Consider the following 15,786-nt stretch of genomic DNA (forward strand, 5'->3'; position numbering starts at 1 on the left):
CAGGTGCGGCTCCAGTTTCAGGTCCAGCAGTTCCAGACCGAGGCGGTGGCCGCGGTCGTGGACTGTTTCGCCGGCCAGCCGTATGCCGCGCCGGGGCCGAGGAACGCGCCGCTGGTCACCGAACGGCTGCTGCCGGACGTGCGGGCCGTGCAACGCCGGGCCGGGCTGCCGGTCTCCGGGACGCTGGCGGGCAGCGAGGCCGCGCCGGACGCGCCGAACCTCGACGTCGAGATGGAGACCGGCACCGGCAAGACCTACGTCTACATCAAGACGATCATGGAGCTGAACCGGCGTTACGGCTGGTCACGGTTCATCGTCGTGGTGCCCGGGGTGGCGATCCGGGAGGGCGTGCGCAAGGCGTTCGAGATGACCGCGGAGCATTTCCAGCAGACGTACGGGACCCGCCCGCGCCCGTTCACCTACGACTCCTCCGCCCTGCACGAACTGGAACGGTTCCGCTCCGGGACCGGGGTGCAGGTCATGATCATCAACTTGCAGGCGTTCAACTCGGTGTCCCGGGAGAACCGGCGCATCTACGAGGAGCAGGACGGATTCGGGTCACGCCGGCCGATCGACGTGATCCGGGCGGCCCGGCCGATCGTCGTCATCGACGAGCCCCAGCGCATCGGGTCGGCCCGCTCGCTGGAGTCGCTGAGCCGGTTCGACCCGCTCATGGTCCTGCGGTACTCGGCCACCCACCGGGTTCGCCACGATCTCGTGCACCGGCTGGACGCGCTCACGGCGTACCGGGAGAAGCTGGTCAAACGAATCACCGTGGTCGGGGTCGAGGGGGAGCCGGGGCCTGGTAAGCGGCGGATCCAGATCCGTGAGGTGATCCGGGCCCATCTGGACAAGGAACGTGCGCTGTATCCACAGGGCGTGAAGGTGCTCTCGCTGCTCTTCATCGACCAGGTGGTCAAGTACCGCGACTACGCACGCTCCGACCAGCTCGGTGACTACGCGCGGATCTTCGTCGAGGAGTACCTGGAGCTCACCGCCGGCGAACCGGACGGGGACTATCGGCGCTATCTCGACGGCATCCCGGCCGGGCGCACTCACCAGGGCTACTTCGCGATCGACAGGCGGACCGGGCACATGATCGACGGGAGCGCCTCCGATGTGGACGCCTACGACCTGATCCTGCGCGACCGGGAACGCCTGCTCTCCCTCGACGAGCCGGTCCGGTTCGTGTTCTCGCACTCGGCTCTGCGTGAGGGCTGGGACAACCCGAACGTCTTCGTCATGGGCATGCTCAAGTGCAGCACCAACACCGTGTCGCGGCGGCAGGAGGTGGGGCGTGGGCTCCGGCTCGCGGTCGACCGGCACGGTGAGCGGATGGCCGGGGTCAACGAGCTGACCGTGGTGGCCGACGAGTCGTATGCCTCGTTCGTCGCCGGGTTGCAGGCGGAGGGCGACTTCCGGGAGATCACCGACGGGCGGCGAGCGCGCTCCCCGGCCCCCGTTCCCGTCCGCCGGGCTCAATCTCCGAGGGTGAGTTTTGACTCCTCGGAGCTTGTTTCGCGCTGTGTGTCGGCGCTTGATACCGATCTTCCCGCAGCGTGTTACGTAGTCCAGGAGTCGACGGCGGTACGAACATATCCGATAAATGCAGACAAGGTGCGCGATCCGGTGGGCCAGCTCGCCGAGCGCACCCGGCTCACCCGGCGGACGATCGCCGCCATACTCACCGCCATCCGCCCCGGCACGTTCGCCCTCTGCGGCAGCGAAACCGCCGTGGAGATCATCAACCGGGAGAAGGCCGCCCTGATCAGCGCCGCGGCACCACCATCGGCGTCCCGGTCCGTGGATGATCGAACACCTCGACCTCGTGCTGGTAGACGTCGCTCAGCAGCGCCCCGGTGAACACCTCGCGCGGCGGCCCCTCGGCCCTGACCCGGCCGCCGGCCAGCACGTACGCGCGATCCGCGTACGCCGCCGCCAGCCCCAGATCGTGCAGCACCACGACGACACGGGTCTGGTTCGCGGCACGCTGCCGTACCGCCCGCAGCACCAACTCCTGATGCCGTAGATCGAGCGCGGCCGTCGGCTCGTCGAGCAGCAGCACCGGTGTGCGCTGCGCCAGCACCCGGGCCAGCGCCACCCGGGCCTGCTCGCCACCGGACAGCGCCGGGAACGGCCGCCCCGCGAATCCGGTCGTCTCGGTCAGCCGCATCGCCTCGGCCACCGCGTCCTCGTCGTCGGCGCTCTCCGGCCGGCCGGCCCACGGCGCCCGCCCCATCGCGACCACCTCACCCACCGTGAACGGGAACGACAGCGTCGCCTTCTGCGGCAGCACGGCCCGCTGCTGGGCCAGCTCGACGGTCTTCCAGGCGTGCACGTCCCGGTTGCCGATCTCGATCCGTCCACTCATGGTGATGTCGCCGGCGAGCGCGGCGAGCAGCGTGGACTTGCCGGCGCCGTTCGGCCCCACCAGGGCGATCACCTCACCGGCGGCCACATGCAGGTCGACCCGGTCGACGACCCGGTTGCCGCCGAGATCGACGGCCACCCCGACGGCTCTCATCCCCAGCCTCCCGCCCGCGCCCGGGTCCGCCGCAGCAGCCAGAAGAACGCCGGCCCGCCGACCACCGCGGTCAGCACCCCGAGCGGCAACTCCTGGTAGTCGATCGCGGTCCGGGCGATCAGATCGCCGGTGACCACGACCAGGGCGCCGCCGAGCGCGCTGGCCGGGATCAACACCCGATGACCGGGCCCGGCGACCATCCGGATCAGGTGTGGCACGACCAGGCCGACGAAGCTGATGATCCCGGTGAACGCCACCGCCGACGCGGTGAGCAGCGCGGTCGTCAGGATCGCGACGATCCGCAGCCGTTCGGTGTCGACACCGAGGTGCCGGGCCGGGCGTTCGCCGAGCGCCAGCAGATCGAGGCGGCGGGACAGGACGACGGCGACGGTCAGGCCGGCCGCCGCGCACGGGCCGGCCACCGCGACCGCGCTCCAGGTGGCCTGGGCGAGGCTGCCGAGCTGCCAGAACGCGATCGCCCGGACACCGTCGTCATCGGTCACGAACATCAGTAGGCCGAGCAGGGCGCCGGCCGTCGCGTTCACCGCGACACCGGTCAGGACCAGCGTGACCACCTCGGTCCGGCCCTGAGCACGCGACATCGCGTAAACCATCAAAGTGGTCAGAACGCCCCCGAGGAACGCGGCTGCCGCGGTGGTCCAGATCCCCGCGACGGTGATGCCGCTCACGATCGCCGCGGCTGCGCCGACCGCTGCCCCGGACGAGACGCCCACCACGCCGGGCTCGGCGAGCGGGTTGCCGAACACGCCCTGCATCAACGCGCCGGCACTACCGAGGGCCGCGCCGACGATCACCGCGAGCACCACGCGCGGGAACCTGACCAGCCACAACGCGTTCTCGCCCTGCACCGCCGACGGCAGCGGGCCCAGATCGATCCCGAGCCTGTGCAACACCGAACCGGCCACTTCGGCGGGCGAGATCGGCACCTGCCCGCGCCCGGCGGCAAGGAGGCTCACCACCGCGAGCCCCACCGCCAAACCCGAGATCAACCCCATTTTGCGGTACGGCCACGGGGCTCTCCGGTCCGAGCGGAGGCGTCCTCGCCCGGCCGGATCATCGCCGGGCTCCGCCCCGCCCCGATCATTTTCGGTCAGCACTGTCCGTAGACCGCTTTCGCCAGCGCCTCGACCGCCTTGCCGGTGCGCGCCCCGAAGTTGAGCAGCACCCCGTCCTCCATGTCGACGACCCGCCGGTTGATCCCGGCCGGTGTCTGCGCCACCCCGGGCAGCTTGAGCAGCCCGTCCACCCCGCCGACCGAGTTGAGCCCCTCGGTCATCACCAGGATCACGTCGGGCGCCGCGTTGATCAGCCCTTCACTGGTCAACGGCCGGAACTTCGTCAGTCCCGCCGCGGTCCCGGCATCGACCGCCCCGATCGCCTCGATCATCGCGTCCGACCCGGCGCCGTCCCCGCCGATCAGGTAGACACCGGCGGTGCCCCGCACGTAGAGGAACGCGATCCGCGGCGGCGTGCCGTCCTTCGGCGCCGACGCCCGGGCCGTGTCGATCTCCGACTGCACCCGGGTGACCAGCCGTTCCCCGGCCTCGGCGACTCCGAGCGCCCCGGCGACGGCCCGGATGTGCGCCGGAATCGCCTCGAGGGTCTGCTCGTCGTCGACGATCACGACCGGAATCCCGGAGTCCCGGATCTGCTGGAGCACCGTGGCCGGCCCGATGCTGTCGTCGGCGATCAGCACGGTCGGGTTCAATTTGAGGATCGCCTCCGCCGACAGGTCGTGCCCCTGTGGCGTGACCAGCGGCAATGCCGCCGCCGCCGGGAACGCGGTGGAGGTGTCCCGCCCGATCACCCGATCACCGAGTCCGAGGCTGAAGACGATCTCGGCCAACGATCCGTACAGGTTGACGGCCAGGATCCGGTCCGCAGACTCGACGGTCACGTCCCGTCCGTCGGCCGACTTCACGGTGACCGGCAGTTGCGGCGACGGCCTGGGATCGAGCGGCGTGACATCCTCGTCGGCCAGTTTCGCGGTGGCGACCGAGCAGCCGGCGGCGGCCTGTTCCGGCCCGACCTCGCTGACCGTCGTGCACCCCGCGCCGCCCACCGCCGCAACCATCACCGCTATCGCGATCTTGGAGAGTTTGGCGATCACGGTGTGTCGAAAGTCGACAAGATCGTCGGCGGAGGGGCGTGGCATCGTGAGCTCCCGTCAAGCGGAGGGATTGCGGCGGCGATTGCGGAGGCGGCCGGTCAGGCCGGTGACCAGGACACCGACCAGGAATGCGCCACCGATCGCCCACCAGTGCCCGAGTGGCGTGGCGCTGCTGGTCCGGCTCAGCGCCGGTTCGGCCGCCTCCAGGGCGAGCACCGCGGCGGTGGTCGGCGGCCCGGCGGTGGCGAGCTTGCCGGTGGGTGGCCCGACCGGGGCACTCTGCTTCCCGGTGGGCTGGGCCACGGTCCCGTTCCCGGTCACTGGAGCCGCTGTCGGTGTGGGATCGGCCACACCGGAGGCCGGCGCTGCGAACCGCACCGGGATACGCACGTCCTGGGAACGGTCGCTGGTCCGGGTGTGGTCGTTTCGGGTGACCACGGCACACCCGCGGACCGCGCAGTCGATGTCCCCGATCATCTGGCTGACCCGGATGGAGACCCGGAAACTGCCACCTCTGCCGTACGGCGTGGTCAGTCCCTCGGCATAGGACGGTGGGTTCGACGAGATCCACACCGACGCTCCGGAAGCACCCGACATGTCGGCGCCACCCCCGCACGGCGACGGCATCACGCCGGGCCCGTTGTCCAGGCAGAACGCGACGTAGATGCCCTTGGTCACGTCGTACCCGCGGCCGGTCACGGTGACCGTCTCCCCGGATCGGGAGATGCCCTTGCTCTTGGAGACGGTGAGACGCTTGGCGGCGACGGCGGGTGTGCCCGTGACGGCGACGATCAGCAGTGCCGTGGCAGCGACCGTCACCCGCGACCCGATCCACATCGCGGCCTCCTCCAGCGAAATTCGATCTCACATGACCTTGATTGATCAAGAGAGTTAGGTGAGGCTACCCTAACCGAGCCGCAATCGCGGGTCACGTTTCGAAGCTCATGGTTCGAAGCTCATGGAAAGGAAAGAGCGTGGGCACACTCAAGGGCTCGCATCGGGCCGCCCTGTTCGCGAGCGCCATCGCCCTCGGCGCCGCCACGGCGCTCACCGGCGTCAGCCCGGCGTCCGCCGCACCGGTCAACGTGGCCGGTGGCAGCCTGGACTGGGGTTTCAAGGCCTCGTTCCGGGCCTACGTCGGGGCCGGCAACGGCAACCCGCCGATCGCCACCAGCAACGGGGCCAGTCGCAACACGGACGGCACCTTCGACTTCCCGGCCACCGGGGGCACCTACGACGCCGCAGCTGGCACCGCAACTGTCAGCTACGGCGGGACGGTCGTCTTCTCGTACCCCCTGCACATGTTCGAGATCACCGTCTCCAACCCGACCGTCGTCGTTGACGGTGACGGCACCGGATCGCTGCTCGCCGATGTGGACCTCGTCGCCAACGGCGGCACCACCGAGAGCCACCTCGACCAGGCGGAGGTCGCCACCCTGGTGACCACCGCGCCGACGGTGACGGACGGCAACGTCTCGTTCAACGCGCTCGCCGCCACGCTCACCGCGTCCGGGGCGTCCGCGTTCGCCGGCTTCTACCAGGCGGGCACCGCGCTCGACCCGGTGACCGCGACCGCGTCGGCCTCCAGCGGACCGACCGATCCGACCGACCCGACTGATCCCACGGATCCGACCGATCCCACGGACCCGACGGACCCGGGCACCGGCAACGGCTCGGCGGCGCAGACGATCAAGGCGGCCGTCAGCGGCGGCGCCCTGACCCTGACGTCGGCCGGCTCGGCCGTCACGCTGTCGGCGGCGACCCCGGGCCAGACCGCGACCGGCGCCCTCAACGCCGTCACCGTCAGCGACCTGCGCGGCACCAACGCCGGCTGGGACCTGGTCGGCCAGGTCACCGAGTTCAAGTCGACGGGTGGCGGGGTCATCCCGGCCGCCAACCTCGGCTGGACCCCAACCGCCCAGGTCGCGGCCACCAGCCTGGTCGCCGCGAACGGCGTGGCCAACAAGGTCGCCGCGGGCGGCCCGATCGCCGCCGGCACCGGCCTCGGCACCAGCCGCACCCTGTGCAGCGCCGAGACCGGCAGCAGCCTGGGCAGCGCCACCTGCGGCGCGGCCCTGAACCTCGGTATTCCGGAATCGAGCGCCGCCGGTGAGTACAGCGCCGTCCTCACCCTGACGCTCGCCTGATTCCACGGCCCTGACCCGGGCTTCCGGCCCCCCGGAGCTCGGGTCACCGGTCCGGTCCGGCTTGGTCTCTGGTCCGGTCCGGGCGTGGTAACCGGGAGTCGGTCCGGCCTGGTCTTCGGGCTGGTCCGGCGTGGTGACCGGAGTCGGTCCGGCTCGGCTTGGTCTCTGGGCCGGACCGGCTCCGGGCGTCGGCTCCAGGCTTCGGCCGGAGCCTTCACATCCGGGCGAGGGAACCGGCCGGGAATTCCGCAACAATTCCCGGCCGGCTCGCCCCATCGTAAGGAGCAACATGACCGTCCGAGGCGCGCTGGCCGCGGTTCTTCTTCTGATCCTGGTCCCCGCCCCGGCCCAGGCCGCCCCCGGCGCGTCGGATGTGCGCTGGTCAGTGCAGCCGTCGAGCGCCAAAGGACCGGACGGCCGGGATTTCATCATCAGGCGCGCGGCTCCGGGCGAGACACTCACCGACTACGTCGGCATCACCAACCTGACCACCAGGCCGCTGACCTTCAGCGTGTACGGCACCGACGCGTACAACACCGACGACGGCTCGTTCGCGCTGCTCCCGGCCGCACAGAAGGCCACCGACATCGGCGCGTGGATCGGTCTCGGCGCCAAGGAGTACACGGTCCCGGCGAACACACGCCTGGACGTGCCGTTCTCGATCACGGTTCCGGTCGACGCCACTCCCGGTGACCACGCGGGCGGCGTGATCACCTCGATCGCCGAGGAGGCGCTCGACGCGCAGGGGCAGAAAGTCCTGGTGGACCGCCGGGTTGCGGCCCGCGTCTATCTCACCGTCGCCGGTGCGATCGCGCCGACTCTCAAGATCGATACGGTACGGCTGGAGTACACACAGTCCGCCAATCCGGCCGATGGTGGCGAGATGACCGTCAGTTACCTGGTTCGCAACACCGGCAACCTACGACTCAGCGGCGCCGGCGCGGTGCGGGTGACCGGCCCGTTCGGGTGGGAGTTGGCCCGCACCGAAGCCATGGAGATTCCGGAACTGCTTCCCGGCGGCTCGGTGACCGTCACCGAGAAGATCGTCGGAGTCCAGCCGACGGTCCGCCTCAACGCCGAGGTCACCGTCGAGCCCGCGAACTTCGATCAGAAGCTCCCGGCCGTGACCCGCGGAACCACCGTCTGGGCCTGGCCGTGGGCCCTGGCGATACTGCTCTCGCTGGCTGTTCTGTACCTTATCTTCCGGTTCATCCGCCGCAGGTTGTCCCGCCGCCGGTCGAAGAACCTGTCGACAACACTGGACCAGGTCCCCGCGCAATGAGGATGATCAGTACGACATCGACGTCGTGTCGCCACCCGGTGACAAGCAGTGCCCGCCGCTTCACCGACACAACCTCGATGATCAGGAAGGACGAGCCGACATGACCGACTTCTCCACCCGCCTGCGCCGCGCCACCATGGTCGAGCACCGCGAGGCCGAGACCCGCAGCTTCATCTCGAGGCTGATGGGCGGCACCGTCCCGATGGCCGGTTTCGCCGCCCTGACCGCGCAGTACCTGGCCGTGTACCGGGAACTCGAGGCCGCCGCCGACCGGATGCGCGCCGAGGCCGGCCCAGCCGCCGGGTTCGCCGATCCGGCTCTGACCAGGGTCCCGTCGCTGGAGGCGGACCTGGCCCACCTCTACGGCCCGGGCTGGGAGTCGGCAGCCACGGTCCTGGACTCCACCCGTGCCTACGCCGCCCGGCTCCGCGAACTGGCGGCGGTCTCACCCGATCACTTCATCGCCCACCACTACGTCCGCTACCTGGGCGACCTCAGCGGCGGCCAGATGATCGGGCGAACCCTCAGCAACCTCTACGGCCTGGGCGACGCCGGCACGTCGTTCTACCGCTTCGAGCAGATCACCGACGCCCGCGCCTACAAGATCGCCTACCGCGAGCGCCTCGACGCCTTGGCCCTCCCCGAAGACCGGGCCACCATCCTGATCGACGAGGCCCAGCTGGCCTTCCGCTACAACGCGGCGGTCTTCGTCGAGCTGGGCGCCCACTACCCGGAAAACCCCGAAGACCTGGCCCCCGCCGCCTGACCCCCCTCCCCCCGGTCGGAACGCGCCTACGCGCCGGTCAGGTCGGTCAGCTCGCGGAGCAGTTCGGAGATGGTGACACGGTCCAGGTTGTCGAGGGTCACGTGGCCGCGCTCGTCCCGCCGCCAGCCGCGCTCGTTGGTGCCGTCGTGCAGGAACACCTCGGTCAGCTCCTGCTCGGCCGCCATGTCGATGTACCCGATGGAGAACCCGGGCTCGAACTCGATGACCAGTTCGCGGCCGGGCTCGATCACGAGCGCGATGCTGGACTGGTAACCGGCGTCCTTCGGGGTCTCCCGCCGCCAGCCCCGGCGCTCCAGCCCGAGCAATCGGCCGGTCTGCACCTTGTGCCCCTCGAACCGGACCAGCCGGCTGATCGTCGCCTCCTCCTCGGTCAGCGCGAGAACCGGCCGCCCCAACTGCTCGAACGGCTGAAGGATCTCGTAGTCGGCGAACACCGCCGCCCAGGCCGCGAGGTCGTCACCCAGATGAAGCGGGTGGGCCACACCGATCACGGCGTCATCCGGCAGCGTGGTCTGCTCATCGTCCACCGTGGAGAAGGTCCGGTCCTCAGCGATCCGGAACGAACCGGCAGCCATGATCCCGGATGCTGCGCCAGACGCCGTTCGAGGCTCCGCTCCGCGCGCTGGTCCGGTCTCCGCTCCGGGGGCCGTCTCGGTCTCCGCCTCGGCTGGGGCTTCGTCGAATCGGGCCCAGACCAGGCGGCGGACCAGGTGCCACAGCAGGGGGTGCTCGATGAACAGACGACGGAACTCGGCGCCCGACCAGCGACGGTTGGTGATCATCGCGTGTTCCAGGCGGCGCACCTGATCGGCCGCCACCGTGCGGACGTCCTTCTTCAAGGTGCTGAACCGCTGGTAGGCGGCCGGGGCCAGGGCCGCATCGTCCCGGACGCCCGGTTTGGGCAGCGCCTTCAACCGCTTGCCGCCGGACTCCGCCACGACCGGCTGGAGTTGCTCGTCGAAGCCGACCACGAACTGCCGGGGACCGTAGTCGAGCCGCAGGCTGCCGTCCGGTTCCAGCCCGAAGTCGGGCACCAGCCGGTCGGCCAGTTGCTCGGCGGACAGGCCGAGAGACGCCCCGACCTCCTCCATCTTCTGCACGGCGGCGTTCTTGAGCCCGGCGAACTTCGACCGCTGCGCGACGGTGTGCAGGTGCATGAGCGCCACATCGGTGCCGATCGACGCCAGCACCTGCAACCCGATCACCGACTTGTTGTGGCCGCCGTCGCCCGGCCAGGCCAGGATCAGCGGCGTCAACCGGCGGACCGTTTCGTCGTCGCCCAGGTGCCCGAGCGCCTCGAACGCCCACCTCTCCTTCCAGACCGATCCGGACGTCTGCCACAACTCGAACAGGCTCCACGCGAACGCCGCGAGGCTCGACGGCTCGCACGCGTCCCGGACAGCCGCCAGCCAGGGCGCCGGCGCACCCAGCGCAAGCAGGACGAACAGGTTCTCCGTCGCCTCACCCGGCAGCGAACCGGACCCGTCCCGCAGCAGGATCGGCCGCAGCACCCCGGGTGTCGCCCACACCGGCACCGCCGGGATCCTGGCCGGGTCCAGGGCGTTCGGGTCGGCGCTGATCAGCGTCTCGACGGCGGCCGCGACCGCATCGCCGTAACCCCGGGCGGCGGCCCGGACCGCCTCGGAGTGGCCGTTGACGTGCAGTGCGACCAGGGCGGCCTCGGCCTGTCGCCGGGCCGGGCCGAGTTTGCCGACCGCCGGTGGGACGAGGGCGCGAGCCGCTTCGGCCGGATGCCGCAGCAGCCACGCCAGCGCGTCGTCGCGCACCCCCTTGAGGCGGGCCAGCCAATCGGCCATCAGCACCGCGATCGCCGGTGTGGAGAACGGCTGCAACGCCGGGGCGACGTCGACGGGTGACTGCGGCGCCAGGCTCATCAGGGCCGGCAGCGTGTCACTCCCGAACCGGGCGGTGATCAGGCGCATGTAGGTGCCGGCCATCCACGGGTCGTAGGGCCGCCACTCCAGAAGCGTCGGGTGGGCGATCTCCTCGGCCGTGTCGATGAAGAACAGGAACGCGTCCCGCAGCGGCAGCTGATTGGCGAGCACCGCCTGCCGCCGCACCTCCGGATCCCACTTGCCGTCGTGGTCGTACCGCTGGAACGGCAGCGCCGCCCACTGCTCCCGCTCGCCCGGCAGCCACTCGAAAGTCATCGGATCGTCGCAGGTCGGGCCGGTGATGACGGTCGGCTTGGCCGGTTCCGGAAGGTGCCGCCACGGCGGATCGGCGAGAACCGGCGGCACTGCGGAGAGCGGGACGGTCGCCACCGCGGCGGCCTCGGCGAGGACCTGCTCGACCCGCTCGGCTGCTTCCGTGCTCAGCTCCGGGCCGACGTGGGCGGCCAGCTCACGGTGTTTCAGCAGGTGCCCGCGGAACAGGTCGGCCACGGCCGGGACGTCGGCGCGCTCCGCCAGCAGACGCAGGGCCCGGGCCGGGTAACGCTCGGTGTTCTCCAGCAGGGCGGGCTTCACATATTTGACGCCGATCCGCTCGATCAGCCCCCGCGTCACGTGGTCACCGGGCAGCTCGGCGAGGACCGAGAGCAGTCGTTTCTGATCGTCGGCGCCGTACGCGTCGTCGAGCCAGCTGAACAGCATCGGAGCTGCCGCCGCCCCGACCCCGTCGATCATGGTGACGAGCAGATTCATCGAGTAGACGAACGCGTCGCGGTCGGCCACCAGCGCCAGTGTGACCGCGTCCTCTGCGGTGCTCGCCGCCGTGAGAAGCAGCGTCCCGAGGTTGTCGTCACCGGCGGCGATCGCTTCATCCCGGTCCTCCTCGAACCAGGCTCGTTCCTCCGGAACGAGGACGGCCACAGCCGTCCGGGCATGAAGACCCCTGTCACGGTACGGCCGAAGCGCGTCCACCACCTGTGCATACGTATCGTCCGGCGCACTCGCGAGCGCCTGGCGAACCCGCAGCAGGACCCGGGTGGCCGCGCTGGGATGCGCGATCGGCCGCGGCTCGTCGTCGTGCCGGTGGCGCACCCCCGGCCGCTGCCGCGACGAGCTCAGCGAGTCGTCATCCGTCACGATCAACGAGGCCATCGTGACCGCGGCCTCGGCGGCGAAGACCAGCCCTCGCTCCCGGATCCACAGGTCGGCGAAACAGTTGGCCCAGTCACTCGCGTCCCAATGCCCGTGGTCGGCGGTGGCCATGACCGCCGCCGCGCCCAGCGGAGTCGCGTCCGGCGCCCCGTCCAGCCAGGCGAGACCCTCCTGACGTGTCCGCTCCTCGGTGGTGGGCGCATCGAGGACGGCTCGCGCCCGTTTCGGGTCACGCCCGAGCTCCCGGTCGACGGCAGCCCGCGCTTTGGCATTGGGCGTGAACTTCCCAACCCCGATGCTCCCGCGCCGAGGCGTGCGCGATCGAGCCCAGGCCGCCGGAAGAACGAAGACATCCTCATTGCCAGTCATTTCAGATTGCCAGTCATTTCAGCCACGAACCTTCACTCAGCTGGTCAGGTCGGTCAGGTCGCGGAGGACCTCGGAGACGGTCACCGGGTTCAGGTGGTTCAGGGTGACGTGTCCCTTCTCGCTTCGGCTCCAGCGGTGGGTGACACCGTTGTACAGCCAGATGTCCGTCAGCTCCTGTTCCGGGAAGTAGCCGACGGCGCCGATCGCGATGCCCGGCGAGAAGTCGATGACGATCTGCATGCCGTCCTCCACCGGGAACTCCAGACGGCTCTGCACACCGGCGTCCTGTGGGGCTTCCCGGCGCCAGCCACGGCGTTCCATGCCCAGCAATTTCGTCGCCGGCACCTTCGCCCCCTGGAAACGGACCAACCGGCTGCCCTGTAGATCCGCCTCGGCCAGGACGAACGCGGGACGGCCCAGCTGCGGGAACGGCTGAAGGATCTCGTAGTCGGCGAAGAGCCCGGCCCACACGGCCACCTCGTCGCCCAGGTGCAAGGGGTGGGCCACCCCGACCGTGGCGTCGGCGGCCAGCTCGGTCGCCTCGTCGTCCACGGTGGACAGCGTGCGGTCCTCGGCGATCCGGAACGAGCCCGCGGGAGTGCCGTCCGGCGCGAAGGTGACCCAGACCAGGCGGCGGACGATGTGCCACAGCAGCGGATGGCCGGCGAAGAGCTTGTGAAACTCGGCGCCGGTCCACCTGCGGTTGGTGACCATGGCCCGCTCCAGACGGCGGACCTGGTCGGCCGCGATGGTTCGGACGTCCTTCTTCAAGCCGGAGAAACGCTGGTAGGCGGCCGGAGCCAGGAGCGCGTCGTCTCGGACACCGGGTTTCGGCAGCGCCTTCAGTGGTTTGCCGGTGGTGTCGGCCACGAACGGGCGCAGTTGCTCGTCGAAACCGACCACGAACTGCCGGGGACCGTAGTCGAGGCGCAGGCTGCCGTCCGAGTCCAGCCCGAAGTCGGGGACCAGCCGGTCGGCCAGCTGCTCGGCGGTCAGCCCCAGATTGTCCGCGACCGCCTTCATCATCTGCTGCGCCGCGTGTTTCAGCGCGCTGAACTTGGCTCGTTGGGCGATGTTGTGCAGATGCATCAGGGCCACGTCGGTGCCGATCCGGGCCAGTACGTTCAAACCGGTGACCGCCCGCTGATGGCCGCCCTCGCCGGGCCACGCGAGGATCAGCGGGGACAGCCGGCGGACCGTGTCGTCGTCGCCGAGCAGGCCGAGCGCGTCCAGGGTCCAGTTGTCCTTCGACGCGGAGCCGGCCGCCTGCCACTGCTCGAAGATGCTCCACGCGAACGTGGCGAGACTGCCCGGCTCACACGCGGCTCGCACCTCGGCCAGGCCGGCCGACGGGGTCTCCAGCCGGGACATCGCCAGCATGGTGATCAGGTTTGCGGTGGGGTCGGCCGGAAGTGACCCGGCGCCGTCGCGCAGGATCACCGGCCGGAGCGCCTCCGGTGCGGCCCAGACCGGCACCGGCGGGGCCTTCACCGGGATCAGCGCGGTCGGGTCGGCGGCGAGCAGGGTCTCGATGGCGGCTGCGGCCTCCGGTCCGTAGGTCCGGGCGGCCTCGCGGATCGTGTCGGCATGACCGTTCTCCCGGAGGGCCAGCAGCGCGGTCCCGGCCTGGCGGCGGGCCACGCCGGCCTTGCCGAGCGCCGCTGGGATCAGGGCCCGGGCCGCCGCCGCGGGGTGCCGGCGCAGCCAGTCGAGGGCCTCCTCCCGAACCGTTTTCAGCCGGGTCAGCCAGTCCGCCATCAGCGTGGCCACCTGCGGTGACGTGAACGGGCGGAACAGCAGCGAGGTCTCGGCCGGCGCGCTCCGGCCGAGCGCGAGGAACACCGGCAGGGCGTCGGTCTCGAACCGGGCCGCCACCGGGCGCAGGTAGGTGTCGGCCGCCCAGGCGTTGTCGGGCCGCCACTCGGCCAGGGCCTTACGGGCCAGATCGTCCGGCAGATCGAGGAGGAAGGCGGCCGCCTCGCGCAGGGACAGGTGGTCCGGGATCACCACGTTGTACGGGACTGCCGGATCCCGGGGCCGGTCGGTGGGGTATCGGCGGGCGACCAGCGTGCCCCATCGCTCGCGCTCGCCCGCCGCCCAGACCGCTGCGGGCGCGTCGTCACAGGTCAGACCGGTGATGACGACCGGCTTGGCGCGCTGGGTCCTCGGTTTCCACGGCGGATCGGCAAGCGCCGGCGGCACCGCGGACATCGGGGCCGGGGAGACGGCCGCCGCGTCGTCGAGGATCTCCCGGACCCGGGCGGCGGGCTCCGGCGCGAGCCGAGGGCCGATCTGCTCGGCGAGGTCGCGGTGTTTCAGCACGTGGGCGCGGAGCAGGACGGCCGCGCCGCGCCGGCCGGTGATCCCGGCGAGCAGCCGCAGCGTCCGGGCCGGGAAACGGTCACCGTGTGCCACCAGGGCCGGTGTGACGTACTTGGCGTCGGCGCGCTCGATCAGGCCGGCGGTGACCTCGTCGCCGGGCAGGACGGCCAGCACCGAGAGCAGGCGTTTCCGGGTGTCGGCCTCCCAAGCCTCGTCGAGCCAGTGGAACAGGGCCGGTGCGATGGCCGGGCCCGCCCCGTCGACCATCGTGGAGAGCAGGACGATCGAGTTGATCACGAGGTTGGCGTCGGCATGTGGGCGGAGGCGCTGCACATCCTTCTCGGTCGCGGCGGCGGTGAGCAGCAGCGCCGACAGGTAGTCGTCGGCCACCCGGACGGTGTCCGCCAGGTCCGGCTCGAACCAGTCGCGCCGCTCCGGCGCCAGCACGGATGCCGCGGCACGGGCGAACAGGCTCGCCTCGCGGTAACCCTCGAGAACGGCCACCACATGCTCGTAGTCGTCGTCGGGGGCGGCCGCGAGGGCCTGCCGGACCCGGAGCACCGCCTGCATGGCCGGATCCGCATACCAGCCCTTGTGGGACTCGCCGGGGCGCAGGTGGCGGACGCCGGGGCAGGGGGCGCCCCGGCTGCCGAAGGTGAGCGGACCACTGTCGTCGACGACGGTCAGCGCCATCATCGTGATCGCGGCCTCGGCGGCGAAGAGCAGACCACGCTCGGTGATCCACACGTCGGCGAACGGGTTGGCCCACTCGTCGCCGGCCCACCGGTACGAATACGCCGCCGCGGCGACGGCGGCCGCACCCAATGGTGTGGCGTCCGGGGCGCCGGCCAGCCATTGCTTCGCCTCGTGGCAGGTGGACTCGGCGGTCGTCGGCGCATCGAGGACGCTGTCGACGTGGCTGCGGGCATCGGCCAGTTTCGCGTCGACGACGCTGCGCGCCTTGGCCCCGGCCACGAACGCGCCGACCCGCTCGCTGCCCCGGCGTGGCGAGCGATGCCGCAGCCAGACCGAAGGAAAGACGAGCCGATCCTCATCAGGGCCGTCCGAGGCGAGATCGGCCGAAGATGGGGCGTCCAAGGCGATATCGGCCGAAGGCGAGGCGTCCAGGACGAGATCGCCCGAAGGCGGGGCGTCGGGG

The 15,786-nt window shown here is 70.9% G+C and carries 10 protein-coding genes; 4 read left to right on the forward strand and 6 right to left on the reverse strand.

Annotated features, from left to right (window positions below; translation table 11 throughout):
- The first annotated feature begins 3 nt into the window (after positions 1-3).
- Positions 4-1,863, forward strand: coding sequence for a DEAD/DEAH box helicase family protein (locus AB0E94_RS05545; protein ID WP_360322928.1), 1,860 nt, complete (start codon positions 4-6; stop codon positions 1,861-1,863).
- On the opposite strand, the gene AB0E94_RS05550 is transcribed toward AB0E94_RS05545, so the two are convergent.
- From AB0E94_RS05550 to AB0E94_RS05565, 4 genes are all read right to left on the reverse strand, one after another.
- A complete protein-coding gene (locus tag AB0E94_RS05550) occupies positions 1,769-2,524 on the reverse strand; it encodes a heme ABC transporter ATP-binding protein (protein ID WP_360322930.1) in 756 nt (251 codons plus the stop codon). The two genes, AB0E94_RS05545 and AB0E94_RS05550, sit on opposite strands and share 95 nt — an antisense overlap.
- The gene (locus tag AB0E94_RS05555) at positions 2,521-3,504 is read right to left on the reverse strand and encodes an iron ABC transporter permease (protein WP_360322932.1); all 984 of its coding nucleotides are present in this window, start codon (positions 3,502-3,504) and stop codon (positions 2,521-2,523) included. The genes AB0E94_RS05550 and AB0E94_RS05555 overlap by 4 nt, the downstream gene beginning before the upstream one ends.
- A gap of 131 nt (positions 3,505-3,635) precedes the next feature.
- A complete protein-coding gene (locus AB0E94_RS05560) occupies positions 3,636-4,700 on the reverse strand; it encodes an ABC transporter substrate-binding protein (protein ID WP_360322934.1) in 1,065 nt (354 codons plus the stop codon).
- Positions 4,701-4,712: 12 nt separating this feature from the next.
- Positions 4,713-5,492, reverse strand: a complete 780-nt coding sequence (locus AB0E94_RS05565; protein ID WP_360322936.1) for a hypothetical protein — start codon at positions 5,490-5,492, stop codon at positions 4,713-4,715.
- A gap of 137 nt (positions 5,493-5,629) precedes the next feature.
- Here AB0E94_RS05565 and AB0E94_RS05570 point away from each other — a divergent pair, with 137 nt between their 5' ends.
- The 3 genes from AB0E94_RS05570 (at position 5,630) to AB0E94_RS05580 (ending at position 8,850) form a co-directional block, all read left to right on the forward strand.
- Positions 5,630-6,802, forward strand: coding sequence for an HtaA domain-containing protein (locus tag AB0E94_RS05570; protein ID WP_360322938.1), 1,173 nt, complete (start codon positions 5,630-5,632; stop codon positions 6,800-6,802).
- A gap of 289 nt (positions 6,803-7,091) precedes the next feature.
- Positions 7,092-8,084: a DUF916 domain-containing protein gene (locus AB0E94_RS05575; protein WP_360322940.1), complete on the forward strand. Its 993-nt coding sequence runs from the start codon at positions 7,092-7,094 to the stop codon at positions 8,082-8,084.
- Between the two features lie 100 nt (positions 8,085-8,184).
- Positions 8,185-8,850 carry a biliverdin-producing heme oxygenase gene (locus tag AB0E94_RS05580; protein ID WP_360322942.1) on the forward strand — a complete coding sequence of 222 codons (666 nt, stop codon included), beginning with the start codon at positions 8,185-8,187 and terminating at the stop codon, positions 8,848-8,850.
- 26 nt (positions 8,851-8,876) lie between these two features.
- Here the strand turns inward: AB0E94_RS05580 and AB0E94_RS05585 are convergent, their stop codons facing one another.
- The gene (locus AB0E94_RS05585) at positions 8,877-12,305 is read right to left on the reverse strand and encodes a DUF4132 domain-containing protein (protein WP_360322944.1); all 3,429 of its coding nucleotides are present in this window, start codon (positions 12,303-12,305) and stop codon (positions 8,877-8,879) included.
- Positions 12,306-12,341: 36 nt separating this feature from the next.
- Entirely contained in the window at positions 12,342-15,725 is a 3,384-nt protein-coding gene (locus AB0E94_RS05590) for a DUF4132 domain-containing protein (RefSeq protein ID WP_360322946.1), read from the reverse strand.
- Positions 15,726-15,786: the final 61 nt, after the last annotated feature.

The sequence above is a fragment of the Actinoplanes sp. NPDC026670 genome, from assembly GCF_040638175.1.
In the GTDB taxonomy this organism is placed as follows: Bacteria; Actinomycetota; Actinomycetes; order Mycobacteriales; family Micromonosporaceae; genus Actinoplanes.

Coding starts and splice junctions, on each gene's coding strand:
- AB0E94_RS05580 (WP_360322942.1), top strand. CDS start 8,185: ATGACCGACTTCTCCACCCGCCTGCGCCGCGCCACCATGGTCGAGCAC.
- AB0E94_RS05585 (WP_360322944.1), bottom strand. CDS start 12,305: ATGACTGGCAATGAGGATGTCTTCGTTCTTCCGGCGGCCTGGGCTCGA.
- AB0E94_RS05550 (WP_360322930.1), bottom strand. CDS start 2,524: ATGAGAGCCGTCGGGGTGGCCGTCGATCTCGGCGGCAACCGGGTCGTC.
- AB0E94_RS05565 (WP_360322936.1), bottom strand. CDS start 5,492: ATGTGGATCGGGTCGCGGGTGACGGTCGCTGCCACGGCACTGCTGATC.
- AB0E94_RS05560 (WP_360322934.1), bottom strand. CDS start 4,700: ATGCCACGCCCCTCCGCCGACGATCTTGTCGACTTTCGACACACCGTG.
- AB0E94_RS05575 (WP_360322940.1), top strand. CDS start 7,092: ATGACCGTCCGAGGCGCGCTGGCCGCGGTTCTTCTTCTGATCCTGGTC.